Annotated in this window: 25 protein-coding genes; 18 read left to right on the top strand and 7 right to left on the bottom strand. The window is 66.2% G+C overall.

Features of this window, described 5'->3' with window-relative positions; all coding sequences use genetic code 11:
- Positions 1-109: 109 nt before the first annotated feature.
- Positions 110-706 carry a DUF1287 domain-containing protein gene (locus HMPREF1224_RS38570; protein ID WP_003122901.1) on the bottom strand — a complete coding sequence of 199 codons (597 nt, stop codon included), beginning with the start codon at positions 704-706 and terminating at the stop codon, positions 110-112.
- Between the two features lie 10 nt (positions 707-716).
- Positions 717-1,862 (bottom strand): ATP-NAD kinase family protein, encoded by a 1,146-nt coding sequence (locus tag HMPREF1224_RS38565; RefSeq protein ID WP_003122902.1) that lies wholly within the window; start codon positions 1,860-1,862, stop codon positions 717-719.
- A 209-nt stretch (positions 1,863-2,071) separates the two neighbouring features.
- Here HMPREF1224_RS38565 and HMPREF1224_RS38560 point away from each other — a divergent pair, with 209 nt between their 5' ends.
- Positions 2,072-2,251 (top strand): PA1571 family protein, encoded by a 180-nt coding sequence (locus HMPREF1224_RS38560; RefSeq protein ID WP_003104406.1) that lies wholly within the window; start codon positions 2,072-2,074, stop codon positions 2,249-2,251.
- 68 nt (positions 2,252-2,319) lie between these two features.
- On the opposite strand, the gene HMPREF1224_RS38555 is transcribed toward HMPREF1224_RS38560, so the two are convergent.
- The gene (locus tag HMPREF1224_RS38555; RefSeq protein WP_003104408.1) at positions 2,320-3,201 is read right to left on the bottom strand and encodes a LysR substrate-binding domain-containing protein; all 882 of its coding nucleotides are present in this window, start codon (positions 3,199-3,201) and stop codon (positions 2,320-2,322) included.
- A gap of 377 nt (positions 3,202-3,578) precedes the next feature.
- On the opposite strand from HMPREF1224_RS38555, the gene HMPREF1224_RS38550 reads away from it, so the two are divergent.
- From HMPREF1224_RS38550 to HMPREF1224_RS38530, 6 genes are all read left to right on the top strand, one after another.
- Positions 3,579-4,940: an MFS transporter gene (locus HMPREF1224_RS38550; RefSeq protein WP_003122903.1), complete on the top strand. Its 1,362-nt coding sequence runs from the start codon at positions 3,579-3,581 to the stop codon at positions 4,938-4,940.
- 55 nt (positions 4,941-4,995) lie between these two features.
- Positions 4,996-5,349 carry a RidA family protein gene (locus HMPREF1224_RS38545; protein WP_003104412.1) on the top strand — a complete coding sequence of 118 codons (354 nt, stop codon included), beginning with the start codon at positions 4,996-4,998 and terminating at the stop codon, positions 5,347-5,349.
- 10 nt (positions 5,350-5,359) lie between these two features.
- Positions 5,360-6,757, top strand: coding sequence for an FAD-dependent oxidoreductase (locus HMPREF1224_RS38540; protein ID WP_003114272.1), 1,398 nt, complete (start codon positions 5,360-5,362; stop codon positions 6,755-6,757).
- Positions 6,758-6,908: 151 nt separating this feature from the next.
- Positions 6,909-7,097: a hypothetical protein gene (locus HMPREF1224_RS44805; protein WP_071536050.1), complete on the top strand. Its 189-nt coding sequence runs from the start codon at positions 6,909-6,911 to the stop codon at positions 7,095-7,097.
- 127 nt (positions 7,098-7,224) lie between these two features.
- On the top strand, positions 7,225-8,589 hold the full coding sequence (locus HMPREF1224_RS38535) for a glutamine synthetase family protein (RefSeq protein WP_003106001.1): 1,365 nt from the start codon (positions 7,225-7,227) through the stop codon (positions 8,587-8,589).
- A gap of 68 nt (positions 8,590-8,657) precedes the next feature.
- Positions 8,658-9,968 (top strand): NAD(P)/FAD-dependent oxidoreductase, encoded by a 1,311-nt coding sequence (locus HMPREF1224_RS38530; RefSeq protein ID WP_003114273.1) that lies wholly within the window; start codon positions 8,658-8,660, stop codon positions 9,966-9,968.
- A gap of 31 nt (positions 9,969-9,999) precedes the next feature.
- Here the strand turns inward: HMPREF1224_RS38530 and tusA are convergent, their stop codons facing one another.
- The gene (gene tusA, locus HMPREF1224_RS38525) at positions 10,000-10,239 is read right to left on the bottom strand and encodes a sulfurtransferase TusA (protein ID WP_003105999.1); all 240 of its coding nucleotides are present in this window, start codon (positions 10,237-10,239) and stop codon (positions 10,000-10,002) included.
- A gap of 84 nt (positions 10,240-10,323) precedes the next feature.
- Entirely contained in the window at positions 10,324-11,382 is a 1,059-nt protein-coding gene (gene rlmM, locus HMPREF1224_RS38520; RefSeq protein WP_003087345.1) for a 23S rRNA (cytidine(2498)-2'-O)-methyltransferase RlmM, read from the bottom strand.
- Between the two features lie 326 nt (positions 11,383-11,708).
- On the opposite strand from rlmM, the gene acnA reads away from it, so the two are divergent.
- Together acnA and HMPREF1224_RS38510 are read left to right on the top strand one after the other, a co-directional pair.
- Positions 11,709-14,441, top strand: a complete 2,733-nt coding sequence (gene acnA, locus HMPREF1224_RS38515) for an aconitate hydratase AcnA (RefSeq protein ID WP_003105996.1) — start codon at positions 11,709-11,711, stop codon at positions 14,439-14,441.
- Positions 14,442-14,813: 372 nt separating this feature from the next.
- A complete protein-coding gene (locus HMPREF1224_RS38510) occupies positions 14,814-16,379 on the top strand; it encodes a methyl-accepting chemotaxis protein (RefSeq protein ID WP_010794002.1) in 1,566 nt (521 codons plus the stop codon).
- Positions 16,380-16,416: 37 nt separating this feature from the next.
- On the opposite strand, the gene cprA is transcribed toward HMPREF1224_RS38510, so the two are convergent.
- Together cprA and HMPREF1224_RS38500 are read right to left on the bottom strand one after the other, a co-directional pair.
- Positions 16,417-17,574 (bottom strand): cationic peptide resistance protein CprA, encoded by a 1,158-nt coding sequence (gene cprA / locus HMPREF1224_RS38505; RefSeq protein WP_003087328.1) that lies wholly within the window; start codon positions 17,572-17,574, stop codon positions 16,417-16,419.
- Positions 17,575-17,662: 88 nt separating this feature from the next.
- Entirely contained in the window at positions 17,663-18,295 is a 633-nt protein-coding gene (locus HMPREF1224_RS38500) for an alpha/beta hydrolase family protein (protein ID WP_010794001.1), read from the bottom strand.
- Between the two features lie 187 nt (positions 18,296-18,482).
- Between HMPREF1224_RS38500 and ccoN (HMPREF1224_RS38495) the strand changes: the two genes are divergently transcribed.
- From ccoN (HMPREF1224_RS38495) to ccoG, 9 genes are all read left to right on the top strand, one after another.
- Positions 18,483-19,910, top strand: a complete 1,428-nt coding sequence (ccoN, locus tag HMPREF1224_RS38495) for a cytochrome-c oxidase, cbb3-type subunit I (protein ID WP_003087322.1) — start codon at positions 18,483-18,485, stop codon at positions 19,908-19,910.
- 10 nt (positions 19,911-19,920) lie between these two features.
- Positions 19,921-20,529 carry a cytochrome-c oxidase, cbb3-type subunit II gene (gene ccoO / locus HMPREF1224_RS38490; RefSeq protein ID WP_003087318.1) on the top strand — a complete coding sequence of 203 codons (609 nt, stop codon included), beginning with the start codon at positions 19,921-19,923 and terminating at the stop codon, positions 20,527-20,529.
- 5 nt (positions 20,530-20,534) lie between these two features.
- A complete protein-coding gene (locus HMPREF1224_RS38485) occupies positions 20,535-20,720 on the top strand; it encodes a CcoQ/FixQ family Cbb3-type cytochrome c oxidase assembly chaperone (protein WP_003087314.1) in 186 nt (61 codons plus the stop codon).
- On the top strand, positions 20,717-21,643 hold the full coding sequence (gene ccoP, locus HMPREF1224_RS38480; protein WP_003087308.1) for a cytochrome-c oxidase, cbb3-type subunit III: 927 nt from the start codon (positions 20,717-20,719) through the stop codon (positions 21,641-21,643). The genes HMPREF1224_RS38485 and ccoP (HMPREF1224_RS38480) overlap by 4 nt, the downstream gene beginning before the upstream one ends.
- Before the next feature lie 364 nt (positions 21,644-22,007).
- A complete protein-coding gene (ccoN, locus tag HMPREF1224_RS38475) occupies positions 22,008-23,435 on the top strand; it encodes a cytochrome-c oxidase, cbb3-type subunit I (RefSeq protein ID WP_003087306.1) in 1,428 nt (475 codons plus the stop codon).
- Positions 23,436-23,449: 14 nt separating this feature from the next.
- Entirely contained in the window at positions 23,450-24,061 is a 612-nt protein-coding gene (gene ccoO / locus HMPREF1224_RS38470; protein ID WP_003087303.1) for a cytochrome-c oxidase, cbb3-type subunit II, read from the top strand.
- Between the two features lie 5 nt (positions 24,062-24,066).
- Positions 24,067-24,252 carry a CcoQ/FixQ family Cbb3-type cytochrome c oxidase assembly chaperone gene (locus tag HMPREF1224_RS38465; protein WP_003087298.1) on the top strand — a complete coding sequence of 62 codons (186 nt, stop codon included), beginning with the start codon at positions 24,067-24,069 and terminating at the stop codon, positions 24,250-24,252.
- Entirely contained in the window at positions 24,249-25,205 is a 957-nt protein-coding gene (gene ccoP, locus HMPREF1224_RS38460) for a cytochrome-c oxidase, cbb3-type subunit III (protein ID WP_003087292.1), read from the top strand. Before HMPREF1224_RS38465 ends, ccoP (HMPREF1224_RS38460) begins: the two co-directional genes overlap by 4 nt.
- A gap of 217 nt (positions 25,206-25,422) precedes the next feature.
- On the top strand, positions 25,423-26,838 hold the full coding sequence (gene ccoG / locus HMPREF1224_RS38455) for a cytochrome c oxidase accessory protein CcoG (protein WP_003087288.1): 1,416 nt from the start codon (positions 25,423-25,425) through the stop codon (positions 26,836-26,838).
- Positions 26,839-26,844: the final 6 nt, after the last annotated feature.

The following is a 26,844-nucleotide window of genomic DNA, read 5'->3' as shown; positions in this document are numbered from 1 at the left end:
AGACAGGAAAACCGGCCGCAGGCCGGTTTTTTCTTGCCCGTCGTCCAGCGGCTGCGGCGGAGGAATCGAGCTGCGCTCATCCGCCGCTGGAACGGCTTGCCCAGCCCATTCAGCCCTGCGGGAAGCGGTAGTGGCCGATGACCTGGTAGCGGAACAGCAGGTCCTCTTCCCGCACGCCGGCACCGATGTTGTGCAACACCAGCGGCCTGCCCTCCAGCCTGCGATCGGAAAGCACGCCGATATGCAGCAGGCCGTTGTCCAGGCGCCAGGCGACTATGTCTCCGGCCCGGTAGGCGGAAGCGTCGCGGCTAGGCGCCAGGGCCAGGCCCTGGCGGCCGAACCAGGTCATCAGGTTCGGTACGCGGCGGTGATCGATGTTGCGGTCGGTACCTTTCATTCCCCATTGCTGCGGGTAGGCCGCGAAGTGGCGACGCATGTCCTCGTGCACCGCCTTCTGTAGATCCAGCCCCTGTCCGCGCAGCGCACGGACCACCACGTCGGTGCAGACCCCGGTCTGCAGCGGCACGTCGCCGCCCGGATAGTCCAGTTGCCGGTAGGCCGGGTCGTAGCCCAGGGTAACGCCCACCTGGGCACGCGCCGCATCCACCAGTCGCTGCGGTTCGACCGCAGCGGCCGCCACCAGCGGCAGTCCGAGCATGGCGAGCAGCAACAGGCGGCGCAGCGCGCCGGATACGTCCTTGTCCATTCTTTTCCTCCTAAGCGCCCGCGGGCGCGTCCTGGTCCTTCGCGTATCCCAGCGGATACAGCAGTTCTTCCTTGTAGCCGGCCCAGACCCGGATGGCGTCCGGGAAGCTGTCGTCCAGCACCGGGTCGCCGCTGTCGACCAGCAACGGCCGGCCCCCGAGGGTCCCCAGCTTGCGCTTGGTGGCGACCACCCGCATGCGCTCCAGGCCGATGGCGCGCAACACCCGGGGACTGATCTGCTGGTTGCCGCGACCGATCACGTGGCCCTGGCCGCCGATGGCGGTGACCAGCAGGTACGCCGGATGACCGTCCACCAGTTCGAACAGCCGCGCCTCGTCGACGTCGCGGGCAATCACCGCGCCATTCTCCAGCACGTCGACGCCCAGCAGGGTGGTTTCCAGGCCGAGGTTGCGCGCCAGGCCATGCAAGGTCGAGCCCGGTCCGAGCACATAGCGCACGCCGTCTTCCCAGTTTTCCGCCAGCCAGTCGGCGAGGTCCACCAGCACCAGCTCCTCGGACTCCATCCCTGCCTGCTTCACGTGCTGCATGAAGTGGCCCTCCTCCGGCACTGTCATCTCGCCGTACCAACGCGCGGCGACGCGGCCGGCGCGCAGCGCCTCTTCGTCGAGGTCGCGCACTTCGCCGCTGGCCAGGCGCACCAGGCCGCCCTCGACCAGGCGCCTGGCCAATTCGCCGGCCGCGCGCGGACTGATGGCATAGACCCCGGAGTGGATCTTCACCCCGGCCGGAATGCCGAGCACCGGCTGTTGCTCGCGCACCACCCCGGCAACATCCCGTGCTGTGCCATCACCACCGGCGAACAGGATCAGGGCGACACCGGCCTCCTGCAGGCGCTCGATCGCCAACCGGGTATCCGCCGCGCTGCTGACCGCTCCCTGCCACTCGCCGAGCAGGCGATGGCGGAAGCCCATGCGCTCGAGCAACTCGCCACCCATGGCCCCGGGAAAGGTCAGGAACTCGATCTTCTCGACCAGCGGCAACAGGCACTCCAGGGCTACCCGGGTGCGCTCCAGCGCACGTGGTTCGGCGCCTCTGGCCAGGGCCTCGGCGGCCACCCCGTCGCTACCCTTCAAGGCGACCGGGCCACCCAGCCCGGCCAGGGGATTGACCACCAACCCCAGGCGAAACATGTCCATACTCATCCTCGGGCGAACTCCAGGACGCCCACACCGGTCGGACCACTATAACCAGAAAAACCCAGCGGTAGCCGGCAAGCTGGCACGCCGACTGCAAGATTGCTATGGTCCATGGCTTTCGCGTTGGAGCGGCACGACATCCGCCGTTTGTCACGGCGGTTTCATCTGCGCTCCCTAGACTGCCGATAAACCTGATGAGGAGACGGGCAATGAATTCGCAACACACCGATACCGCCAAGCGCCGCGTGATCCCCTTCAATACGCAGCAGCACACCGGTGGCGCCATCATCGACGCCCAGGGCCGGGAGATCCCGATCACCGAGGTGATGATCCAGCGCGCCTGCCGCGAACTGGACAGGTCCCTGGAGCAGGAACAGAAGCAGGCCTGAGCGCCCGCCAGCACGACTTCGAAGCCCGGCATCCGCCGGGCTTTTTTTCGCTTGCGCGAAGCCGCGCCCTAGCTCGGCGCCGGCAGGTCCTCGCCGACCAGGTCGAGGAAGGTCTCGACGATCCGCCGCGAACGCTGTTCGCGCAGGCACACCAGGGTCTCGGTCAGGCGTCGCTGGCAATCGACGATGGGTAGCGCATGGACCCGCGTGTCGGCGCCGAACTCCGCGGCCGACACCACCCCCACGCCGATCCCCGCCACCACCGCCTCGCGCGAGGCCTCGCGGCCCTCGACCTGGATCGCCGGACGGATCCGCAGGCCGGCGCGGCTCATCTCCTCCTCCAGGGTCTGGCGGGTCACCGAGCCCTGCTCGCGCAGCACCAGCGGCATGTCGTCGAGATCGGCGAGGCGGATCGACTCGCGCCCGGCCCACGGATGGCTGAGCGAAACGAAGGCGACGATCGGATCGTTGCGCAGGGTCAGCGAAAGCAACCGCTCGTCGCTGACGTCCCGGCCCAACAGGGCCAGGTCGGCCTGGTAGCTGAACAGTCGCTGCAGAGACTCGTCGGTATTGCCGGTCTCCACCCGCACCGCGATGCCCGGATAGCGCTCGCAGAAACGCGCGATCTGCGGCAATACGTGCACCGGCGCATCCACCGCCAGGGTCAGGGTGCCGGTCTGCAGGGCGCTGGAGGCGGACAACAGCTCCTCCGCCTCGGCCTCGATCGCGAACAGCCGCTGGGTCACCGCGAGCAGGCGCTCGCCCAGTTCGCTCAGGCGCACCGAGCGCTTGTTACGGTGGAACAGCAGCACGCCGTAACGCTCCTCCAGCTTGCGCACCTGGTCGGAAACCGCCGGCTGGGTGAGAAACAGGCGCTCGGCGGCGCGCGTGAAGCTGCCGTACACGGCGACTGCATGGAAAGCCTTCAACTGCGCATGGGATACCGACATGGACCTTCACCACTCCAGGCAGGACAAGGGGTTCCGCGCCATGGGCGGCGCACACGGGAATGACCGTTCGGTCAACTTCCTCGACCCACGCCGCGCCAGGCCTACGGACAAACAAGTAAAACTTATATTTAAAATTTGATAAATCGATTTCATTTATTTATCCGGAATTGTTTCCATCGCTTCACCACAGCGCGCCAGCGCCTCGGCAGCCAGCCCCTGCCTGGGCATCCGCAACCCTTACCCAGGAGGTGAAGCCGACTCCAGATCCCTCTGACCAGGCACCGCGACATGGCGGTGCGGAAGTGCTCATCAGAACAACAACAAGGCGTGTTCCCCTCACACCTGCCGGCACCGATAACAAGATCGAGGTCAGAACCATGAATCAACGTCCCGGGACGGCGCTGCCGTCCTCTCCCGTGTCCAGCTTCCAGCGCTGGCGCCTGCAGATATTCGCGATCACCTGGCTGGCCTACGCCGCCTTCTATTTCACCCGCAAGGCCTTTTCCGTCGCCAAGCTCGGCATCGCCGAAGATCCGGGCTTCCAGTTGGACAAGATGGCGATGGCCGATCTCGACGCCATCTATCTCGCCGCCTATGCCGTCGGCCAGTTCACCTGGGGCGTGCTGGCCGACCGCTTCGGCCCGCGCATCGTGGTGTTCGGCGGCCTGCTGATCTCCGCACTGGCCGCGCTGGTCATGGGCACCTTCGCCACCCTGCCGATCTTCGCCACCTGCATGGTGGTCCAGGGACTGGCGCAGTCCACCGGCTGGTCGGGGCTGTGCAAGAACATCGGCAGTTTCTTCGCCACCCACGAACGCGGTCGGGTGCTCGGCCTGTGGAGCACCTGCTACGCCTTCGGCGGCCTGGTCGCCTCGCCGTTCGCCGGCTGGTGGGCGTACAGCGTGTTCGGTACCTGGCACGCGGCGTTCTACTCCAGCGCCGCGGTGGTCGGCGGCGTGGCCCTGCTGTTCCTGCTGTTGCAGCGCAACCGCCCGGAAGACGTCGGCCATCCTCCCGTCGAACCGCAGGCCGCGAGCGAAGCCGTGCGCTATGCCGGCTTCAGGCCGGAAGGCGGCAACGGCGGCAGCCTGCAGGTGCTCGCCAAGGTGGTGCGCAACCGCACGGTGCTCTGCCTCGGCCTGGCCTACTTCCTGCTCAAGCCGGCGCGCTACGCGATCCTCCTGTGGGGACCGGTGATCGTCTACGAACGCATGCCGGCGCTCGGCAAGGTCGGCGCGGCGATCGTTCCCACCGCCTTCGAGGTAGCCGGCCTGCTCGGCCCGATCCTGATCGGCTTCGCCTCGGACAAGCTGTTCGGCGCACGGCGCATGCCGGCCTGCGTGATCAGCCTGCTGGCGCTGACCGTCTGCCTGGCGCTGTTCGTCCCGGCGATGACCACCGGCAGCATTCCGATAGTGGTCGGCCTGCTGTTCATGATGGGACTGACCCTGTACGGCCCGGACTCGATGATCTGCGGCTCCGCCGCCATCGACTTCGGCACCAGCGAGGCCGCCGGCACCGCCTCCGGCTTCGTCAATGGCTGCGGTTCGGTGGGCGCGATCCTCGGCGGTCTGTTGCCCGGCTATTTCGACACCTACACGGTGTTCATCGGCTTCACCATCGCAGCCCTGATCGCCACCGCGGTGCTCCTCCCGCACTGGAACAGCCGGCCCGGCGGCGCACGGGAAAGCCTGCGGAATATCCCCAGCCTGGCGGACTTCCGTCCCATCCGCTCCTGACCGTCCGCGGCGGGAACCTCCGCCGCGTCCTTCTCCACGAACCGGGAACCCCCTCATGCATATCGAACGTTTCGAAGTCGTCAAGCGTCGGGCCGAGATGGCCCTGCACGGCAACACGGTCTACATCGGCGGCCAGGTCGCAGACGACCCCAGCGGTGACATCCAGGACCAGACCCGCCAGATTCTGGAGAACATCGACCGGCTGCTCCAGAGCGTCGGCAGCGACCGCGGCCAGGTGCTCTCGGTACGCATACTGCTAGCCCACCGGGAGGACTACGCCGGTCTCAACCAGGTCTGGGACCAGTGGTTTCCCGAAGGCCGGGCGCCGACCCGCGCCTGTAGCCTGGCCGAGTTGATCGACCCGCGCTGGCGGGTGGAAATGATCGTCGTCGCCGCCCGCCCGCAGTGAGAGCACAGCCATGACCTTCCGACCCTTCTGGCTGGACCAGGCCCTACGCTCCGAACATGCGGCACCCTGCCCGCCGCTGGCCGGGGATACCCGCGCCGACGTGTGCATCGTCGGCGGCGGCTACACCGGCCTGTGGACCGCCATCATGCTCAAGGAGCACGATCCCGGGCTCGACGTGGTGCTGGTCGAGGCCGATCTCTGCGGCGCCGGCGCCAGCGGCCGCAACGGCGGCTGCGCGCTGTCCTGGTCGGCCAAGTTCTTCACCCTGGAACGGCTGTTCGGACTAACCGAGGCGATCCGCCTGGTCAAGGCCTCCGAGGACAGCATCCGGGCCATCGGCGCCTTCTGCCAGCGCTACGACGTCGAGGCCGACTACCGGCTGGACGGCACCCTCTATACCGCCACCAACCCGGCCCAGGTCGGCAGCACCGACAGCGTGATCGCCGCTCTGGAGCGCCACGGCATCAACTCCTTCGCCAAGCGCCCGCTGGCCGACGTGCAGCGCCTGGCCGGCTCGCGCAGGCACCTGGAGGGCTGGTTCTCACCGGCTGCCGCGACGGTGCAACCAGGCAAGCTGGTTCGCGGCCTGCGCCGGGTCGCCCTGCAACTGGGGGTACGCCTGTACGAAGGCACGCCGATGCGAGGACTGGAGCACGGCCGCCCGGCGGAAGTGGTCACCCCCCACGGGCGGGTCGTCGCCGGCCGCGTGGTGCTGGCGCTGAACGCCTGGATGGCGAGGGCCTTCCCGCAGTTCGAACGCAGCGTGGCGATCGTCTCCAGCGACATGCTCATCACCGAGCCACGACCGGACCTGTTGCAGGAGATCGGCCTGACCAGCGGGGTCAGCGTGCTCGACTCACGGATCTTCGTGCATTACTACCACAACACCCCGGACGGCCGGCTGATGCTCGGCAAGGGCGGCAACACCTTCGCCTACGGCGGACGCATGCTGCCGGTGTTCGACCGCCCCTCGCCGTATCTCGGACAACTGCGTGGCAGCTTGCGGGAGTTCTTCCCCGAGTTCGCCGAGGTCGCCATCGAGGCCAGCTGGAACGGTCCGTCGGATCGCTCGGTGACCGGCCTGCCGTTCTTCGGCCGGCTCGACGGCCGCGACAATGTGTTCTACGGCTTCGGCTACTCCGGCAGCGGCGTCGGTCCATGCCACATGGGCGGGCAGATCCTTTCTTCGCTGGCGCTCGGCCTGGACAATCCCTGGACCCGTTCGCCGCTGACCCAGGGGCCGCTCGGCCGCTTCCCGCCGGAGCCGATCCGCTATGTCGGTTCGCTGATGGTGCGCAACGCGATCCGTCGCAAGGAGCACGCCGAAGACGCCGGCCGGCGCCCGCGTCATCTCGACGTACGCCTGGCCAGGTTCGCCGCCGCCGCGGGCAAGGCCGACAAGGGTTGAGCCGCTTTCCGGGCGTCTCTTCAGCCCATTCGGGGGCGCCCTTCTTTTTCCTTCGGTTTCGATTTCGCTCAAGCAAAGGTCGTAAAAAGCGCATTTAATTCACCCGTCAGCCTGTGCGAGGCTGTTCCAACCCCTGGCCCAGTTTTCCTTCATGCACCTACCGACGACGCGCACCCTGCCCTACCAGCCTTCCGCCAACCCGGTCGGAACGCCCGCGCGTCTACCCCGCAAGCACAGCCGCTGGCTGGAACTGGAGCCGCTCTCCCTCCCTTTCGAACTGGCCTTCTGGGCGCTCTGGCATTGCCGCCACGCGCGTCCGCCGGACGCTCGTCACGCCTGATATCCCTCCGGCCCCGCGCAACGGCGGGGCCGGCCTGCCGCTTGCATGCCGTTCCGCGACGCTGCCGTCGCCGGAGCGCCGCTGCGAGCGTCGCGACGCTACCGGACAAGACCGACAAGAGAGCCCCATGAACTTCGCCTGCGAACAAGAAGCCCAGGATTTCCTGGCCGCCAACCCCGACATCGAACTCTTCGAACTGTTCATTCTCGACGCCAACGGCGTGCCGCGCGGCAAGCTGCTGCACCGCGACGAGCTGCTGGCCGTCTACCGCAGCGGCCGGCCGCTGCCGAGCACCATCCTCGGGCTGACGATGAACGGCGAGGACGTCGAGGACTCTGGCCTGGTCTGGGACGTCGGCGACATCGACTGCCGCGCCTACCCCCTGTCCGGCAGCCTGGTGCGCCTGCCCTGGCGACAGATCCCGACGGCGGCGGTGCAGGTCAGCATGCACCCGAGCGAGGGCCTGCCCGCCAGCGTCGCCGATCCGCGGCACCTCCTGGTGCGCACCATCGACGCGCTGAAGAGCGAGGGCTATCACCCGGTGATGGCCGCCGAGCTGGAGTTCTACCTGCTCGACCGTGAGCGCGACGCCAACGGCCGCCCGCAACCGGCCCGCGACGCCGATGGCGGCCGCCCACGGGCGACCCAGGTCTACGGCCTGCGCGAACTGGAGCAGATCGAGCCGTTCCTCGCCGACCTCTATGCCGCCTGCAAGGCGCAGGGCCTGCCGGCACGCACGGCGATCTCGGAATATGCCCCGGGCCAGGTGGAAATCACCCTCGACCACGGCGACGCCCTCGCCGCCATGGACCAGGCGATCCGCTACAAGCGCCTGGTCAAGGGCATCGCGCACAAGCACGGGATGCTCGCCTGCTTCATGGCCAAGCCGTTCGACGACCTGGCCGGCACTGGCATGCACCTGCACGTCAGCCTGGCCGACGAACAAGGCCACAACCTGTTCGCCAGCGACGACCCCGCCGGCACGCCGTTGCTGCGCCAGGCGGTCGGCGGCATGCTCGCCAGCCTGCTCGACTCGCTCCTGCTGTTCTGTCCCAACGCCAACTCCTACCGGCGCTTCCAGGCCAACAGCTACGCGCCGCTGGCGCAGACCTGGGGCGTCGACAACCGCACCGTGAGCCTGCGCGTGCCGGGCGGCCCGGCCTCCAGTCGGCATATCGAGCACCGCATCTGCGGCGCCGACGCCAACCCCTACCTGGCCGCCGCGGCGCTCCTCGCCGGGGTCCACCGCGGCATCCGCGAAGGCATCGATCCGGGTGCGCCGGTGGAGGGCAACGGCTACGCCCAGGCCGGCAAGCGCCTGCCCACCGACTGGCTGACCGCCCTCGATACCCTGCAAGGCTCCGAGTGGGCGCGGGAAGCCTTCGGCGAGCCGTTCCTCGGTGTCTACCTGGCGGTGAAGCGCGCGGAATACCGGCAATTCATGGGCGAGGTCGGCGAGCAGGACTGGCGCTGGTACCTGACCCAGGCCTGAGATCCCGGACCCGCCCGCATACGGCGGCGCGCCGGCAGGACGCGCCGCACTGGAACAAGGAATACCCGATGAACGCAGCAATCCATCCCCGTCCGGCCGCGGAACGCGCGCCGTCCTACTACGCCGCCACGCTCAACGAGGAAACCGACTATCCGACCCTGCTGGGCGCGGTGACGGTCGACATCGCCATCATCGGCGGCGGCTTCACCGGCGTCGCCACGGCGGTCGAACTGGCCGAGCGTGGCTACAAGGTAGCCCTGGTCGAGACCCATCGCATCGGCTGGGGCGCCAGCGGGCGCAACGGCGGCCAGGTCACCGGCAGCCTGTCCGGCGACGCGGCGATGCACAAGCAGATGCGCCAATGGCTGGGCGCCGAGGTCGAGGACTTCATCTGGCACCTGCGCTGGCGCGGCCACGAGATCATCCGCCAGCGGGTGGAGAAGTACGGCATCGCCTGCGACCTTCGCCATGGCCACCTGCACGCGGCGATGAAGGCCAGCCACATGGGCGAGCTGCAGGCCTCCTACGAGGAGGCGGTGCGCCGCGGCATGGGCGACCAGGTGGTCCTGCTGGACAAGGCCGGCGTCCAGGCCCACCTGGAGACCGAGCTGTACTGCGGCGCGCTGAAGAACACCCGCAACATGCACCTGCACCCGCTCAACCTGTGCATCGGCGAGGCCAGGGCGGCGGCCGGCCTCGGCGCGCTGATCTTCGAACATTCCGAGGTGCTGGATATCGTCCACGGCCCGCGGCCGGCGGTGATTACCCGCGAGGGAAGGATCGAGGCGCAGCAGATCCTGCTTGCCGGCGATGTCTACCACAAGCTCGAACGCAGGCAGCTCAAGGGGATGATCTTCCCGGCCATGGGCGGAATCGTTACCACCCGGCCGCTGGGCGAGCTGGCACGGGAGATCAACCCGCAGGGGCTGGCGGTCTACGATTGCCGCTTCGTCCTCGATTACTACCGCCCCACCGCCGACGGCCGCCTGCTGTTCGGTGGCGGCGCCAACTACTCGGGCCGCGACTCGCGGGACATCACCGCCGAGCTGCGGCCATGCATCGAGCGCACCTTCCCGCGCCTGAAGGGCGTGGAGATCGAGTTCCAGTGGAGTTGCGCCATGGGCATCGTGATGAACCGGATCCCCCAGCTCGGCAAGCTCTCCGACAACGTCTGGTACTGCCAGGGCTACTCGGGGCATGGCGTGGCCACCAGCCACATCATGGGCGAGATCATGGCCAAGGCGATGAGCGGGAGCCTGGAGCAGTTCGACACCTTCGCCCGTTGCAAGCACCTCAGGGTGCCGCTGGGCGACCTCTTCGGCAATCCGATGCTGGCCGCCGGGATGTGGTACTACCAGCTCATGGAGAAGCTGCGCTGAAGCGCGAGGGATGGCGGGGTCCGCGGAAGGCCTAGTCGGCCTTCTTGCGGATCCAGTAGAGATAGGTGCCCGCCTCTTCCTGCTGCTCGACCAGCTCGTGGCCGAGAAACACGCAGAACTTGGGGATGTCGCGGCGGGTCGAGGGATCGGTGGCGATCACCTTGAGCAGGCCGCCGGGCGCCAGGTCGCGGACCTTGTTGTGCAGCATCATCACCGGCTCGGGACAGTTCAGGCCGGTGGCGTCGAGAATGGCGTCGACAGAATGGGTCATCGGGAAACTCCGCAACAGAATCCGCGCATTGTCGCGCATGCGGCGCGGCCGGTCACCTGTCCCCGGCCGGAATGCCGCCGCCCCTCAGCGTTCGAGGCGGCGTAGATGGCAGGTCACTTCCTCGCGGTCGTGATACAGCTGCTTGCAGCCGATCGCTACCTTCAGGCCGCGCGCGTCGAAGCTCTCACGCAGGCGCTGGAGGATCTTGCGCACCTCGGCGTAGCGCTGCTTCATCGGCAGCTTGAGGTTGACCACCGCCTCGCGGCAAAGCCCTTCGCCGATCCAGGTCTCGATCAACGCACCGGTGCGTGCCGGCTTCTCGACGATGTCGCAGACCATCCAGTCGACCCGCTGGCGCGGGCGGTACTGGTAGCCGTCGACCTTCTGGTGGTCGACCAGCCCGGAATACATCAGGTTCTCCGCCATCGGCCCGTTGTCCACGGCGGTCACCCGCATCTCCCGGTTAACCAGTTGCCAGGTCCAGCCGCCCGGCGCCGCACCGAGGTCCACGGCGAGCATGTCCGGCGCCAGGCGCTTGTCCCATTCGCTGCGCGGGATGAACTGGTGCCAGGCTTCCTCCAGCTTCAGCGTCGAACGGCTCGGCGCCTCGCGGGGAAACTTCAGGCGCGGGATGCCCATCGGCCAGAGCGCGCTGTTGCGCGGCTCGGCGAGGCCGACGAAGACTTCCCGGCCAGAGCGGAAGGTCAGCAGCAGGCGCGGCAGCGCCGGGTCCTCCTGCAACCGCCCGGCCTTCACCAGCGCCGCGCGCAGCGGTTTCTCGAACTTGCGGCAGAAGGTCGACACCTCCTTGCCGGCATTGGTGTCCAGCACCTCCAGCCAGAGGCTGCCGCAAACCGGATAACTCGCCAGTTCCGCCAGCAGTACCTCGATGCGCTGGCTTTCCGGCAATTCGATGAAGCCGGGCCCGCGCGCCCACTGGCGCGGGAAGATCAAGTCGGCGAAACGCAGGCGGCGCATCAGGCGCTCGGCGCCGTCGGCGTCCTGGCAGACGAACTCGACGTGGGCGCTGGCCGGCTTGCTCTTGGCGTAGCCGGGAATCTCGAGAGTGGCTGCATGCTCGGCGATTTCGGCGCAGACTTCACCTTCGAAGCCTGGCCGGCAGTGCATCAACAGGGTATTCATGGGGTTGTCTCCTTGGCCGCGCACTATAGTGCCGGGCATGCCTCAAGGGAACTGCAGCGACCGTTCGTCGGTCCAGTGTATATGGCAGGAGCCCTCGAGCCGGTCTAGCTTGAAGGTTTCGAACAACGCTATCCCAAAGTCTGACTCTCGCCAGCGGCCGGTACCGATGGGATCGGGCCACCGCGCATTACCGAGGTAACGGCACCCTGGCGTCCGCGGACGCCGCGGGTCCCGGGCGAAGCCAGGCACTATCGGCTCGACGACGGGCCTGGCGTCAGGACGAGGCCAGGCCCGCCGCCCCCGGGCCCGCCGTGAGGAAATCAGAAATGCCTGCTTTGGACAGCCTGAAAACCCTTCGCAGTCTCGCTGTGGACGGCAAGACCTACCACTACTACAGCCTCCCGGAAGCCGCCCGGACCCTGGGCGATCTCGGCAAGCTGCCGATGTCGCTGAAGGTCCTGCTGGAAAACCTCCTGCGCTGGGAGGACGGCAGCACCGTCACCGGCGACGACCTCAAGGCCCTCGCCGGCTGGCTCAGGGAGCGCCGCTCCGACCGCGAGATCCAGTACCGCCCGGCGCGGGTCCTGATGCAGGACTTCACCGGGGTGCCCGCGGTGGTCGACCTGGCCGCCATGCGCGCGGCCATGGCCAAGGCCGGCGGCGACCCGCAGAAGATCAACCCGCTGTCGCCGGTGGACCTGGTCATCGACCACTCGGTGATGGTCGACAAGTTCGCCAGCGAATCGGCCTTCGAACAGAACGTCGAGATCGAGATGCAGCGCAACGGCGAACGCTACGCCTTCCTGCGCTGGGGCCAGAACGCCTTCGACAACTTCAGCGTGGTACCGCCGGGCACCGGCATCTGCCACCAGGTCAACCTGGAGTACCTGGGCCGCACGGTCTGGACCAAGGACGAGGATGGCAGGACCTACGCCTTCCCCGACACCCTGGTCGGCACCGACTCCCACACCACCATGATCAACGGTCTCGGCGTGCTCGGCTGGGGCGTCGGCGGCATCGAGGCGGAAGCCGCCATGCTCGGCCAGCCGGTATCGATGCTGATCCCCGAGGTCATCGGCTTCAAGCTCACCGGCAAGCTGCGCGAGGGCATCACCGCCACCGACCTGGTGCTGACCGTCACGCAGATGCTGCGCAAGAAGGGCGTGGTGGGGAAATTCGTCGAGTTCTACGGCGACGGCCTGGCCGACCTGCCCCTGGCGGACCGCGCCACCATCGCCAACATGGCCCCGGAATACGGCGCCACCTGCGGCTTCTTCCCGGTGGACGAGATCACCCTCGGCTACCTGCGCCTGTCCGGACGTCCGGAAAGCACGGTCAAGCTGGTCGAGGCCTACAGCAAGGAACAGGGCCTGTGGCGCGAGAAGGGCCACGAGCCGGTGTTCACCGACACCCTGCACCTGGACATGGGCGAAGTCGAGGCCAGCCTGGCCGGACCGAAGCGCCCGCAGGACCGCGTGGCCCTGCAGAACGTCGCCAGCGCCTTCAACGAGTTCCTCGGCCTGCAACTGCATCCCTCCAGCACCGAAGAAGGCCGCCTGCTCAGCGAGGGCGGCGGCGGCACCGCGGTCGGCGCCAACGCCGCCTTCGGCGAGATCGACTACCAGCACGACGGCCAGACCCACCGCCTGAAGAACGGCGCGGTGGTGATCGCCGCCATCACCTCCTGCACCAACACCTCCAACCCCAGCGTGATGATGGCCGCCGGCCTGCTGGCGAAGAAGGCAGTGGAGAAAGGCCTGCAACGCAAGCCCTGGGTGAAGAGTTCGCTGGCGCCGGGCTCCAAGGTGGTCACCGACTACTTCAAGGCCGCCGGCCTGACCCGCTACCTCGACGAACTCGGCTTCGATCTGGTCGGCTACGGCTGCACCACCTGCATCGGCAACTCCGGCCCGCTGCTGGAGCCGATCGAGAAAGCCATCCAGCAGGCCGACCTGACCGTCGCCTCGGTACTCTCCGGCAACCGCAACTTCGAAGGCCGCGTGCACCCGTTGGTGAAGACCAACTGGCTGGCCTCGCCGCCGCTGGTGGTGGCCTACGCCCTGGCCGGCAGCGTGCGGATCAACCTCAGCGAGGAACCGCTGGGCACCGGCAAGGACGGCCAGCCGGTCTACCTGAAGGACATCTGGCCGAGCCAGAAGGAAATCGCCGAGGCGATCCAGAAGGTCGACACCGAGATGTTCCACAAGGAGTACGCCGAGGTCTTCGCCGGCGACGAGAAATGGCAGGCGATCCAGGTGCCGCAGTCGGACACCTACGAGTGGCAGGCCGACTCCACCTACATCCAGCATCCACCCTTCTTCGAACACATCGCCGAGGCGCCGCCGGCCATCGCCGACGTCGAGCAGGCGCGGGTGCTGGCGGTGCTGGGCGACTCGGTGACCACCGACCACATCTCCCCTGCCGGCAACATCAAGGCCGACAGCCCGGCCGGCCGCTACCTGCGCGAGCACGGCGTGGAACCGAAGGACTTCAACTCCTACGGCTCCCGTCGCGGCAACCATGAGGTGATGATGCGCGGCACCTTCGCCAACATCCGCATCAAGAACGAGATGCTCGGCGGCGAGGAAGGCGGCAATACCCTGTACGTGCCCAGCGGCGAGAAACTGGCGATCTACGACGCGGCCATGCGTTACCAGGAGGACGGCACCCCGCTGGTGATCGTCGCCGGCAAGGAATACGGCACCGGCTCGTCGCGCGACTGGGCGGCCAAGGGTACCAACCTGCTGGGCGTGAAGGCGGTGATCGCGGAGAGCTTCGAGCGCATCCACCGCTCCAACCTGGTCGGCATGGGCGTGCTGCCGTTGCAGTTCGAGAACGGCCAGGACCGCAAGAGCCTGAAGCTGACCGGCAAGGAGGTGCTGAACATCCGCGGCCTCGGCGGCGAACTCAAACCACACATGCCGCTCAGCGTGGAAGTGACCCGCGAGGACGGCAGCCAGGACAGCTTCAAGGTCCTCTGCCGCATCGACACCCTCAACGAGGTCGAGTATTTCAAGGCCGGCGGCATCCTCCACTACGTGCTGCGCAGCATGCTCTGAGGCAGCGGCGGTACGCGCGGAGGGGTGGCTTCGGCCACCCCTTTTTCATTCCGGCGCCCGGGGCCGCGAGCGCTTCGCAGGGCGAACGACGCCCCGGCGTCATCCGCCGATACCCCGCAGGACCGGCGGATGGCCGCCTCGCACCAGTCCGCCCGCGCTACCCCCAACCCATGTGCGCCGCCGGGAACGACACGAAACCGTAACGCATTGACCTCCATCAGCGAATCCGCCATCTATCCGACCACGTGGTCGGTTCTCATGCTTTGGGTCAATAGCTATCTGTTTTTCCTCGTGAAAGCATTCACAAATCCCTCATGTGAAAGGCGTTTTCGCCGATGCAGAGGTAAATGCTTCACTTGTTTTGGAAGGCCCATGCGCAACAATCAGCCCATCACCCAGCACGAGCGCGTCTATCCGGCGGAACAACGCCTGATCACCACCACCAATCTCAAAGGCATCATCACCTACTGCAACGAAGCCTTCATCGACATCAGCGGCTTCAGCCGCGAGGAGCTGATGTCCGCGCCGCACAACCTGATCCGTCACCCCGACGTCCCGCCGGCGGTGTTCGCCCACATGTGGACCACCCTCAAAGCCGGCCGCCCGTGGATGGGGATCGTCAAGAACCGCTGCAAGAACGGCGACCACTACTGGGTCAGCGCCTATGTCACGCCGATCTACGACCAGGGCGCGGTGGTCGGCTACGAGTCGGTGCGGGTCAAGCCGACCGCCGAACAGATCCAGCGCGCCGAGGCCCTCTACCGTCGCCTCGGCGCCGGCAAGCCGGCGATCCCCCGGCGCGACCGCTGGCTGCCGGTACTGCTCGACTGGCTGCCGTTCATCCTGATCAGCCAGATCGGCTTCCTCATCGGTATCTGGCTGAACTCCTGGTGGGGCTTCATCCTCGCCGGCCTGCTCGCCGTTCCGCTCGGCCTGGCCGGACTGCGCTGGCAGAAGCGCGGGCTGAAGCGCCTGATGCGGCTCGCCGAACAGACCACCTCCGACCCGCTGATCGCGCAGATGTACACCGACAGCCGCGGCGACCAGGCGCGCCTGGAAATGGCCATCCTCAGCCAGGACGCGCGCCTGAAGACCTGCCTGACGCGCCTGCAGGACACCGCCGAATACCTCACCGAACAGGCGCGCCAGGCCGACACCCTGGCCCACCACAGCTCCGCCGGTCTGGAACAGCAGCGCGCAGAGCCCGAACAGGTGGCCACCGCGGTCAACGAGATGGCCGCCACCACCCAGGAAGTGGCGAACAATGTCCAGTTGACCGCCGACGCGACACAGAAGGCCAACGAACTGACCTCGCGCGGCCGCGACATCGCCGCGGAGACGCGCAACGCCATCCAGCGCCTGTCGGAGTCGGTGGGCGAGACCGGGGCCGCGGTGAGTCGCCTGGCCCAGGACAGCAACGAGATCGGCGGCGTGGTCGATGTGATCAAGGGCATCGCCGACCAGACCAACCTGCTCGCCCTCAACGCCGCCATCGAGGCGGCGCGGGCCGGCGACCAGGGACGCGGCTTCGCCGTGGTGGCCGACGAAGTGCGCTCGCTGGCGCAACGCACCGCGGCCTCCACCGAGCAGATCCACCACCTAATCGCCAAGTTGCAGAACACCGCCAACGATGCGGTACATACCATGGAGAGCGGCCTGCAGCAGGCCGAAGCCGGGGTCCAGCGGGTGCTGGAAGCCGACAGCGCGCTGGTCGGCATCAGCGAGGCGGTCAGCAACATCACCGAGATGACCACCCAGATCGCCGCCGCCGCGGAGGAACAGAGCGCGGTGGCCGAGGAAATCAACCGCAACATCAGCACCATCGCCGCCCTGGCCGAGCAGACCTCCGACGAGGCGCTGCGCACGGCGAAACTGAGCGAGGAACTGACCACCACCGCGCAGAGCCAGTATTCCCTGGTCGAGCGCTTCAACCGCTGAGATCAGGCCGCGGGGAGGAAGCTCCCCGCACCTGCCGTCACTTGAAGTCCCATTGCATCTGCGCCGGGATGCTTACCGCGCTTGACGACTGCACGCAGACGTCGAGGTAGTCGGTGAAGCGCGGCGGCGCGGAGATCCCCTCCTCCAGCAGACGGCTGTTGTCGAACAGGTAGTTGAGGTCGGCAAAGCCGCTGTACAAGCGCAACGCGCGCAGGACCAGACGCGGATTGGCCGGGCCGATGCGCGACTCGAAGCTCTTCGCCAGTTCCTTGAGGTCGTCCACCTCCACCTTGCGGTAGCGCTCGCCTACCGGCGCCGCCCCGTTGGCGCGGGCGAAGGCCTCGTCGATCTCGCCGAAGGTGCAGGCCGCGCGATGGCCGGCGGAGATATGATAGAGGCTGTGCCCCAGGCACGGCTTCAGCGCCAGGCCGATCAGCGCCTCGGCGCAGTAGTCGACCGGAATCACGTCGATCTGCTCGTCCAGGCCGCAGGTGAAGCTTTCCAGGGCGAAGCCCATGCGGAAGACCCAGAAGATGCTGCCGGAGGCCTGGCAGCCAAGGGTACGGTGGCCCACCACGATGGATGGCCGCGCCACCACCAGGGGCAGGCCCGGCAGTTCCTCGCGCATGCGCCGCTCGATTTCCGCCTTGGACGCGGTGTAGTCCACCAGTTGCTGCTCCGCCGCCGGGAATTCCCAGGACTCGCTGATCGGCGACTCTCGCTGCGGTCCGCAGCACATCGCGGTACCGACGTGGAGGAAACGCTTCAGTCGCTTCGAACGGCTCAGCACGTCGGCGAAGGCGAAAGTGCCGTCGACGTTGACCGGCCAGATGGTCGGGTTCTTCGAGAACGACGCCACGGCGGCGCAATTGATCACCCGCTCCACCTGCATCAGGCGCGGCGTCTCGCGGGCCAGCCAGGAGGTGTCGAGGAAATCGCCGCAGAGGATCTGCTCCGCCCGCAGTGCCAGGCAGTCGGCTTCGTCGACGCCATGCATCAGCAGGTTGCCGCGCAGGCGTTCGAGCCCCTGCTGGCGGGATTCGGCGCGGACCAGGAAGGACAGGTTGGCGCCGTGCCCGGCGGCGATCAGCTGGGCGGCGACCGAACCGCCGAGAAAGCCGGTGGCCCCCGTCAGCAGGATGCGTTCGCGGGTATCGATAGCGGTGATCTGCTCACCGTCGGCATGCATGTTCATGTCTTCCCCCCTCAGAGAAGTCAGTCGCCCACGCCTCGATGCGAGGGTGGTTGCGCCGCAGCTTATGAGGGGATGCCTTAAGGAACCGTTAATGGCCCTGGAGCCCGCGAAGGAAGCCGGCCACCTCCCGCGCCGTTGCCGCCAGGTGCTGCTCGTGGGTCAGGCCGGAGGCCTTCAGCGGCTTGAGGTCGTGGTCCGCCGCGGCCAGCCAGTGCAGGCGGATCGTCGGCGCCAGCGCATAGCCCGCCACCGCCTCGCGGTTGCCCAGGGCGTCGCGCTCGCCCTGGACGATCAGGGTCGGCGTGCGCAGCCCGGCGAGGTGCGCGACCCGCGGCTTCTCCGGCTTGCCGGCGGCGTAGAACGGGTAGCCGAGGCAGACCAGGGCATCCGCGCCCAGCTCGTCGGCCAGCAGGCTGGCCATGCGCCCGCCCATCGACTTGCCGCCCAGGGCCAAGGGCCCGTCCAGGGTCTCGCGGACCTGCGCATGGACTCGCCGCCAGCAGTCGAGCAACTGCGCCTGCGGATTCGGCGGACGCTTGCGGCCGTCCTCGCGGCGCTGGGCCATGTAGGGAAACTCGAAGCGCGCGACGGCGATGCCCTGGGCGACGAGCAGTTCGGCGATGCGCTCCATGAACGGGCTGTCCATCGGCGCCCCGGCGCCATGGGCGAGAATCAGGGTGGCCGACAGCGAGCCGGCCGGGCGGTTCCATTTCAGCGACAACTTGCCACACCTCGTATGCAGTGGGGGTCGGGAAGCCAATTGATCCCGATCAATATTTCATAACGCCCCATTATCCATGCTTCCTCTCGCTAATTACGCCAATTAGACCAGCCCCAATGGGGGGACGCCCGGCATCCCAACTGCCGGAAAAAGCCATAGCGTATAACCGTGGATGGAAGCCCATAGCATGAGCACCACTAACCCAGAGTCCGCCTATAACTACAAGGTGGTCCGCCAATTCGCCATCATGACCGTGGTCTGGGGCATCGTCGGCATGACCGTCGGTGTCCTGATCGCCGCCCAGCTGGTATGGCCCGACCTGAACTTCGGCTTGCCGTGGACGAGCTTCGGCCGCCTGCGCCCGCTGCACACCAACGCGGTGATCTTCGCCTTCGGCGGTTGCGCACTGTTCGCCACCAGCTACTACGCGGTGCAGCGCACCTGCCAGGTGCGACTGTTCTCCGACACCCTCGCCTCCTTCACCTTCTGGGGCTGGCAACTGGTGATCCTGCTGGCCGCCATCAGCCTGCCGCTGGGCTACACCTCGTCCAAGGAGTACGCCGAGCTGGAATGGCCGATCGACATCCTGATCACGGTGGTCTGGGTCGCCTACGCGGTGGTGTTCTTCGGCACCCTGGTCAAGCGCAAGGTCAAGCACATCTATGTGGGCAACTGGTTCTTCGGCGGGTTCATCCTCACCGTCGCCATGCTCCACGTGGTGAACAACCTCGAGCTGCCGGTGACCTTCACCAAGTCCTACTCGCTGTACGCCGGCGCCACCGACGCCATGGTCCAGTGGTGGTACGGGCACAACGCCGTGGGCTTCTTCCTCACCGCCGGCTTCCTCGGCATGATGTACTACTTCGTGCCCAAGCAGGCCGAGCGTCCGGTCTACTCCTACCGCCTGTCCATCGTCCACTTCTGGGCGCTGATCGCGGTGTACATCTGGGCCGGCCCGCACCACCTGCACTACACCGCGCTGCCGGACTGGGCGCAGTCGCTGGGCATGGTGATGTCGCTGATCCTCCTGGCGCCGAGCTGGGGCGGCATGATCAACGGCATGATGACCCTCTCGGGCGCCTGGCATAAGCTGCGCAGCGACCCGATCCTGCGCTTCCTGGTGGTGTCCCTGGCGTTCTACGGCATGTCCACCTTCGAAGGCCCGATGATGGCGATCAAGACCGTCAACGCCCTCTCCCACTACACCGACTGGACCATCGGCCACGTACACGCCGGCGCCCTCGGCTGGGTCGCGATGGTTTCCATCGGCTCGCTCTACCACCTGATCCCGAAGGTCTTCGGCCGCGAGAAGATGTACAGCCTGGGCCTGATCAACGCGCACTTCTGGCTGGCCACCATCGGTACCGTGCTTTACATCGCCTCGATGTGGGTCAACGGCATCACCCAGGGCCTGATGTGGCGCGCGGTCAACGAGGACGGCACCCTGACCTACTCCTTCGTCGAAGCGCTGGCCGCCGGCCACCCCGGCTTCATCGTGCGCATGCTCGGCGGTTTCATCTTCCTGCTCGGCATGTTCCTGATGGCCTACAACACCTGGCGCACCGTCAGTGCCGCCAAGCCGGCCGAATACGAAGCCGCCGCACAGATCGCCTGAGGAGCCGAGCATGAAACACGAAATACTCGAGAAGAACGTCGGCCTGCTGGCGCTATGCATGGCCGTGGCCGTGAGCATCGGCGGCCTGACCCAGATCGTGCCGCTGTTCTTCCAGGACGTGACCAACACCCCGGTCGAAGGCATGAAGCCCTATACCGCGCTGCAACTGGAAGGCCGCGACATCTATATCCGCGAAGGCTGCGTCGGCTGCCACTCCCAGATGATCCGTCCGTTCCGCGCCGAAACCGAACGCTACGGCCACTACTCGGTGGCCGGCGAGAGCGTCTGGGACCACCCCTTCCTGTGGGGTTCCAAGCGTACCGGTCCGGACCTGGCCCGCGTCGGTAGCCGCTACTCCGACGACTGGCACCGCGCACACCTGTTCAACCCGCGCAACGTGGTGCCCGAGTCGAAGATGCCGGCCTACCCGTGGCTGGTGGAGAACAAGCTCGACGGCAAGGACATCGAGAAGAAGCTCGAAGTGATGCGCACCCTCGGCGTGCCCTATACCGACGAAGACATCAAGGGCGCCAAGGACTCGCTGAAAGGCAAGACCGAAATGGATGCCGTGGTCGCCTACCTGCAGGTGCTCGGCACCTCGATCAAGAACAAACGGTGACGGCAATGGATATCGGGACGCTGCGAGGACTCGGCACGCTGCTGATCATGGTCGCCTTCATCGGTCTGGTGATCTGGGCCTACAGCGGCAAACGCAAGAAGAGCTTCGACGAAGCGACGATGCTGCCCTTCGCAGACGATCCCGAAGCCAAAAAGCACGTCGAGCAAGCTTCTAGGAGTAACAAAGAATGACCACCTTCTGGAGTCTGTACATCACAGCTCTTACCGTCGGTACCTTGATCGCCCTGCTCTGGCTGGTCTTCGCCACCCGCAAGGGCGAGGCCAAGGGTACTACCGAAAAGACCATGGGCCACTCCTACGACGGCATCGAGGAGTACGACAACCCGCTGCCGAAGTGGTGGTTCATGCTGTACATCGGCACCATCGTCTTCTCCGTCGGCTACCTGGTCCTGTACCCGGGCCTGGGTAACTGGAAAGGCGTGCTGCCGGGCTACGAGGGCGGCTGGACCCAGGACAAGCAGTGGGAACGCGAGATGAACATCGCCCAGGAGAAGTACGGGCCGATCTTCGCCAAGTACGCCGCCATGCCCATCGAGGAAGTGGCCAAGGACGAGCACGCCATGAAGATGGGCAGCCGCATGTTCGCCACCTACTGCTCGATCTGCCACGGTTCCGACGCCAAGGGCGCCCTCGGCTTCCCCAACCTGGCCGACAACGAGTGGCGCTGGGGCGGTGACCCGCAGAGCATCGAGACCACCATCCTCGGCGGTCGCCACGCGATCATGGCGGCCTGGGGCGACATCCTCGGCGAAGACGGGGTGAAGAACGTCGCCGCCTACGTCCGCACCGAACTCGCCGGGCTGAAGCTGCCGGAAGGCACCAAGGCCGACGTCGAGGCCGGCAAGCAGATCTTCTCGGTCAACTGCGTCGCCTGCCACGGCCCGGAAGGCAAGGGTACCGCCCTGGTCGGCGCGCCGAACCTGACCAACCCCGGCGCGTTCATCTACGGCTCCAGCTACGCCCAGCTCCAACAAACCATCCGCCATGGCCGCCAGGGCCAGATGCCGGCCCAGGAGCCCTACCTGGGCAAGGAAAAGGTGCACATCCTGGCCGCCTACATCTACAACCTGTCGCACAACCAGGGCAGCAACTGACCCCTCCCCCCACCCGCGCCCTCCCGGGCGCGGGTCCTTCCCCCGGTCTCAGACCTTAGTCCCAGGCGGCGCGACGAAGTGTCGCACCAGCGGACGCCTTTCCTACCCTTCCTTTTCAATCGCGTCTAAGCTGCTCTGCATTCGTCCCTCTCCGGCAGAGCGACGGGACACCTAACTTCACCGGCCGAACCCACTCGCCCGGATAGCGCCAGAAAGCCATACGGCCGCCTTGGAAAGCGCTCTGAAGCAGGCATCAAACTGGCGTCGCCCCTGGCCTGGCGCGTTGCAATGCCCACCCGCTTTCTCCATACTTGCCGCCGATTTTTTGTCCCTAAAAAAGTCCATTAACCGTGGAACCCCTAGCATGAGCACAGCAATCAGTCAGACTGCTTATAACTATAAGGTGGTCCGCCAGTTCGCCGTTATGACGGTGGTCTGGGGGGTCATTGGAATGGGTCTCGGTGTCCTGATCGCCGCCCAACTGGTATGGCCCGAATTGAACTTCGACCTGCCGTGGACGAGCTTCGGCCGCCTTCGCCCCCTGCACACCAACGCGGTGATCTTCGCCTTCGGTGGGTGCGCCCTCTTCGCCACCTCGTACTACGTGGTGCAACGTACCTCGCAAGCCCGACTGATTTCAGACACGCTGGCGGCCTTCACCTTCTGGGGTTGGCAGGCCGTGATCGTGGGCGCCGTGCTGACCCTGCCGCAGGGTTTCACCACCTCCAAGGAATACGCCGAACTGGAATGGCCGCTGGCCATCCTCCTGGCGATCGTCTGGATCACCTACGCGATCGTGTTCTTCGGCACCATCGTCAAGCGCAAGGTCAAGCACATCTATGTGGGCAACTGGTTCTACGGTGCCTTCATCCTGGTGACGGCGATGCTGCACATCGTCAACCACATGTCGCTGCCGGTGAGCTGGTTCAAGTCCTACTCCGCCTACTCCGGCGCCACCGATGCGATGGTCCAGTGGTGGTACGGGCACAACGCCGTGGGCTTCTTCCTGACCACCGGCTTCCTCGGCATGATGTACTACTTCGTGCCCAAGCAGGCCGAGCGTCCGGTCTATTCCTATCGCCTGTCCATCGTCCACTTCTGGGCGCTGATCTCCCTGTACATCTGGGCCGGCCCGCACCACCTGCACTACACCGCGCTGCCGGACTGGGCGCAGTCGCTGGGCATGGTGATGTCGCTGATCCTCCTGGCACCGAGCTGGGGCGGCATGATCAACGGCATGATGACCCTCTCCGGCGCCTGGCATAAGCTGCGCACCGACCCGATCCTGCGCTTCCTGGTGGTGTCCCTGGCGTTCTACGGCATGTCCACCTTCGAAGGCCCGATGATGGCGATCAAGACCGTCAACGCCCTCTCCCACTACACCGACTGGACCATCGGCCACGTGCACGCCGGCGCCCTCGGCTGGGTGGCGATGATCTCCATCGGCTCGCTCTACCACCTGATCCCGAAAGTCTTCGGTCGCCCGCAGATGCACAGCATCGGCCTGATCAACGCGCACTTCTGGCTGGCCACCATCGGCACCGTGCTGTACATCGCCTCGATGTGGGTCAACGGCATCACCCAGGGCCTGATGTGGCGCGCGGTCAACGAGGACGGCACCCTGACCTACTCCTTCGTTGAAGCACTGGTCGCAAGCCACCCGGGCTTCATCGTGCGCATGATCGGCGGTGGTTTCTTCCTCACCGGCATGCTGCTGATGGCCTACAACACCTGGCGCACCGTGCGTGCTGCCAAGCCGGCCGAATACGAAGCCGCCGCGCAGATCGCCTGAGGAGCCCGACGTAAATGAAGAACCACGAAATACTCGAGAAGAACGTCGGCCTGCTGGCCATCTTCATGGTGATCGCCGTCAGCATCGGCGGCCTGACCCAGATCGTTCCGCTGTTCTTCCAGGACGTGACCAATACCCCGGTCGAAGGCATGAAGCCGCGTACCGCCCTGGAACTGGAAGGTCGCGACATCTACATCCGCGAAGGCTGCGTCGGCTGCCACTCGCAGATGGTCCGTCCGTTCCGTGCCGAGACCGAACGCTACGGCCATTACTCGGTCGCCGGTGAAAGCGTCTGGGACCACCCGTTCCTGTGGGGTTCCAAGCGTACCGGCCCGGACCTGGCCCGCGTCGGCGGCCGTTACTCCGACGACTGGCACCGCGCGCACCTGTACAACCCGCGCAACGTGGTGCCCGAGTCGAAGATGCCCGCCTACCCGTGGCTGGTAGAGAACAAGCTTGATGGCAAGGACACCGCCACCAAGATGGAAGTCCTGCGCAAGCTGGGCGTGCCTTACACCGACGAGGACATCGCCGGTGCACGTGAAGCCGTGAAGGGCAAGACCGAGATGGACGCCCTGGTGGCGTTCCTTCAAGGCCTGGGAACCTCTATCAAGAGCAAACGGTGAGTGTGATGGATATCGGGACTCTGCGTGGACTGGGCACCGTGGTGATCATGGTCGCCTTCATCGGCCTGGTGATCTGGGCCTACAGCGGCAAGCGCAAGAAGAGCTTCGACGAAGCGACGATGCTGCCCTTCGCAGACGATCCCGAAGCCAAAAAGCACGTCGAGCAAGCTTCTAGGAGTAACAAAGAATGACGACCTTCTGGAGTCTGTACATTACAGCTCTCACCCTCGGCACCCTGCTGGCGCTGACCTGGCTGATCTTCGCCACCCGCAAGGGCCAGCGCAGCAGCACCACCGACGAGACCGTGGGCCACTCCTACGACGGCATCGAGGAGTACGACAACCCGCTGCCGAAGTGGTGGTTCATGCTGTTCGTCGGCACCCTGGTGTTCGCCGTGGGCTACCTGGCCCTGTACCCGGGCCTGGGCACCTGGAAAGGCCTGATGCCGGGCTACCAGTCCGCCGACGAATTCGCCGACAAGGAAAAAGGCTGGACCGGCGTCCACCAGTGGGAAAAGGAAATGGCCAAGGCCGACGAGAAATACGGCCCGATCTTCGCCAAGTTCGCCGCGATGCCCATCGAGGAAGTCGCCAAGGATCCGCAGGCGGTGAAAATGGGCGGTCGCCTGTTCGCCTCCAACTGCTCGATCTGCCACGGCTCCGACGCCAAGGGCGCCTACGGCTTCCCCAACCTGACCGACGCCGACTGGCGCTGGGGCGGCGAGCCGGAAACCATCAAGACCACCATCATGGCTGGCCGCCACGCCGCCATGCCGGCCTGGGGTGAAGTGATCGGCGAGGAAGGCGTGAAGAACGTCGCCGCTTTCGTCCTCACCCAGATGGATGGCCGCAAGCTGCCGGAAGGCGCCAAGGCGGACATCGAGGCCGGCAAGCAGGTCTTCGCTACCACCTGCGTCGCCTGCCACGGTCCGGAAGGCAAGGGCACCCCGGCGATGGGCGCTCCCGATCTGACCCACCCCGGCGCGTTCATCTACGGCTCCAGCTTCGCGCAACTGCAGCAGACCATCCGCTACGGTCGCCAGGGTGTGATGCCGGCGCAACAGGAACACCTGGGCAACGACAAGGTGCACCTGCTGGCCGCCTACGTATACAGCCTGTCGCACGGCGAGAAGAGCGCCGAATAAGCGCTCCCTCCCCCACGACCCAGACGGCGCCGGCAACCCCGGCGCCGTTTTATTTTGTGCAAAAGAAAAGCGCGAATGGGACAATACGCGACCAAAAGTCGCACAGTTACCGCAAAAAGCCTGATAGATCAGGCGTATAATCAGTAGGCGTGCAACTATTTTCTGACCCTGTCGGCATGTACCGGCCGGGCGCCCCCCACTGCCGTGGTACGCACTGATGAGCAAACAGATTCCCGTTCAAGACGTCACCCCGCCTGCCAAGGGCGACACCAATAACAACGATCTCTACGCCAAGCGCGAGAAGATCTACACCCGGGCCTTCACCGGTATCTTCCGCCGACTGCGCATGGTGGGCGGTGCGGCGCTCTTCCTCCTCTACTTCGGTACCGTCTGGCTCAACTGGAGCGGCCGCCAGGCCGTCTGGTGGGACCTACCCGAGCGCAAGTTCTACATCTTCGGCGCCACCTTCTGGCCGCAGGACTTCATGCTGCTGTCCTGGCTGCTGATCGTCTGCGCCTTCGGCCTGTTCTTCATCACCGTGTTCGCCGGTCGCGTCTGGTGTGGCTATACCTGCCCGCAGAGCGTGTGGACCTGGATCTACATGTGGTGCGAGAAGGTCACCGAAGGCGACCGCAACCAGCGCATCAAGCTGGACAAGGCTCCGATGAGCGGCAACAAGCTGCTGCGCAAGACCGCCAAGCACAGCCTGTGGCTGCTGATCGGCCTGGTCACCGGCCTGACCTTCGTCGGCTACTTCTCGCCGATCCGCGAGCTGATTCCCGAGCTGCTCACCGGCCAGGCCGACGGCTGGGCCTACTTCTGGGTCGGCTTCTTCACCCTGGCCACCTACGGCAACGCCGGCTGGCTGCGCGAGCAGGTGTGCATCTACATGTGCCCCTACGCGCGCTTCCAGAGCGTGATGTTCGACAAGGACACCCTGATCGTCTCCTACGATCCGCGTCGTGGCGAGAAGCGCGGCCCGCGCAAGAAGTCCCTCGACTACAAGGCCCAGGGCCTGGGCGACTGCATCGACTGCACGATGTGCGTGCAGGTCTGCCCGACCGGCATCGACATCCGCGACGGCCTGCAGATCGAGTGCATCGGCTGCGCGGCGTGCATCGACGCCTGCGACAGCATCATGGAGAAGATGAACTACCCGAAAGGGCTGATCAGCTACACCACCGAGCACAACCTCAACGGCCAGAAGACCCACCTGGCCCGGCCGCGCCTGATCGGCTACGCCATCGCCCTGGTGCTGATGATCTCCGCCCTGATCACCGCGGTGGTCCTGCGTCCGCTGGTCGGCTTCGACGTCAGCAAGGACCGCGTGCTCTACCGCGAGAACGAACTCGGCCGCATCGAGAACGTGTACAGCCTGAAGATCATGAACAAGGATCAGCAGGACCACACCTACATCCTCGGCGCCAAGGGCCTCGAAGGCCTGACCCTGGAAGGCCGGCGCGAGCTGAAGGTGGCGGCGGGCGACATCCTCAACCTGCCGATGGAACTGTCCATCGAGCCGGAGAAGCTGCCTTCGACCACCAACGAGATCGTCTTCACCATCGAGTCGGCCGACGACCCGAGCATCCATAAAGAAGCGAAGAGTCGCTTCATTGGCCCACGCACCCGTTGAGTAACT

It is taken from the genome of Pseudomonas sp. P179, assembly GCF_000478485.2.
Classification (GTDB): domain Bacteria; phylum Pseudomonadota; class Gammaproteobacteria; order Pseudomonadales; family Pseudomonadaceae; genus Pseudomonas; species Pseudomonas aeruginosa.
The sequence above is the reverse complement of the archived record's forward strand: the minus strand, read 5'-3'. Positions and strand labels throughout refer to the sequence as shown.

Excerpts from the sequence above, each read along its gene's own strand:
- HMPREF1224_RS38570 (WP_003122901.1), bottom strand. The coding sequence starts at position 706 with ATGGACAAGGACGTATCCGGCGCGCTGCGCCGCCTGTTGCTGCTCGCC.
- HMPREF1224_RS38565 (WP_003122902.1), bottom strand. The coding sequence starts at position 1,862 with ATGGACATGTTTCGCCTGGGGTTGGTGGTCAATCCCCTGGCCGGGCTG.
- HMPREF1224_RS38560 (WP_003104406.1), top strand. The coding sequence starts at position 2,072 with ATGAATTCGCAACACACCGATACCGCCAAGCGCCGCGTGATCCCCTTC.
- HMPREF1224_RS38555 (WP_003104408.1), bottom strand. The coding sequence starts at position 3,201 with ATGTCGGTATCCCATGCGCAGTTGAAGGCTTTCCATGCAGTCGCCGTG.
- HMPREF1224_RS38550 (WP_003122903.1), top strand. The coding sequence starts at position 3,579 with ATGAATCAACGTCCCGGGACGGCGCTGCCGTCCTCTCCCGTGTCCAGC.
- HMPREF1224_RS38545 (WP_003104412.1), top strand. The coding sequence starts at position 4,996 with ATGCATATCGAACGTTTCGAAGTCGTCAAGCGTCGGGCCGAGATGGCC.
- HMPREF1224_RS38540 (WP_003114272.1), top strand. The coding sequence starts at position 5,360 with ATGACCTTCCGACCCTTCTGGCTGGACCAGGCCCTACGCTCCGAACAT.
- HMPREF1224_RS44805 (WP_071536050.1), top strand. The coding sequence starts at position 6,909 with ATGCACCTACCGACGACGCGCACCCTGCCCTACCAGCCTTCCGCCAAC.
- HMPREF1224_RS38535 (WP_003106001.1), top strand. The coding sequence starts at position 7,225 with ATGAACTTCGCCTGCGAACAAGAAGCCCAGGATTTCCTGGCCGCCAAC.
- HMPREF1224_RS38530 (WP_003114273.1), top strand. The coding sequence starts at position 8,658 with ATGAACGCAGCAATCCATCCCCGTCCGGCCGCGGAACGCGCGCCGTCC.
- tusA (WP_003105999.1), bottom strand. The coding sequence starts at position 10,239 with ATGACCCATTCTGTCGACGCCATTCTCGACGCCACCGGCCTGAACTGT.
- rlmM (WP_003087345.1), bottom strand. The coding sequence starts at position 11,382 with ATGAATACCCTGTTGATGCACTGCCGGCCAGGCTTCGAAGGTGAAGTC.
- acnA (WP_003105996.1), top strand. The coding sequence starts at position 11,709 with ATGCCTGCTTTGGACAGCCTGAAAACCCTTCGCAGTCTCGCTGTGGAC.
- HMPREF1224_RS38510 (WP_010794002.1), top strand. The coding sequence starts at position 14,814 with ATGCGCAACAATCAGCCCATCACCCAGCACGAGCGCGTCTATCCGGCG.
- cprA (WP_003087328.1), bottom strand. The coding sequence starts at position 17,574 with ATGAACATGCATGCCGACGGTGAGCAGATCACCGCTATCGATACCCGC.
- ccoN (WP_003087322.1), top strand. The coding sequence starts at position 18,483 with ATGAGCACCACTAACCCAGAGTCCGCCTATAACTACAAGGTGGTCCGC.
- ccoO (WP_003087318.1), top strand. The coding sequence starts at position 19,921 with ATGAAACACGAAATACTCGAGAAGAACGTCGGCCTGCTGGCGCTATGC.
- HMPREF1224_RS38485 (WP_003087314.1), top strand. The coding sequence starts at position 20,535 with ATGGATATCGGGACGCTGCGAGGACTCGGCACGCTGCTGATCATGGTC.
- ccoP (WP_003087308.1), top strand. The coding sequence starts at position 20,717 with ATGACCACCTTCTGGAGTCTGTACATCACAGCTCTTACCGTCGGTACC.
- ccoN (WP_003087306.1), top strand. The coding sequence starts at position 22,008 with ATGAGCACAGCAATCAGTCAGACTGCTTATAACTATAAGGTGGTCCGC.
- ccoO (WP_003087303.1), top strand. The coding sequence starts at position 23,450 with ATGAAGAACCACGAAATACTCGAGAAGAACGTCGGCCTGCTGGCCATC.
- HMPREF1224_RS38465 (WP_003087298.1), top strand. The coding sequence starts at position 24,067 with ATGGATATCGGGACTCTGCGTGGACTGGGCACCGTGGTGATCATGGTC.
- ccoP (WP_003087292.1), top strand. The coding sequence starts at position 24,249 with ATGACGACCTTCTGGAGTCTGTACATTACAGCTCTCACCCTCGGCACC.
- ccoG (WP_003087288.1), top strand. The coding sequence starts at position 25,423 with ATGAGCAAACAGATTCCCGTTCAAGACGTCACCCCGCCTGCCAAGGGC.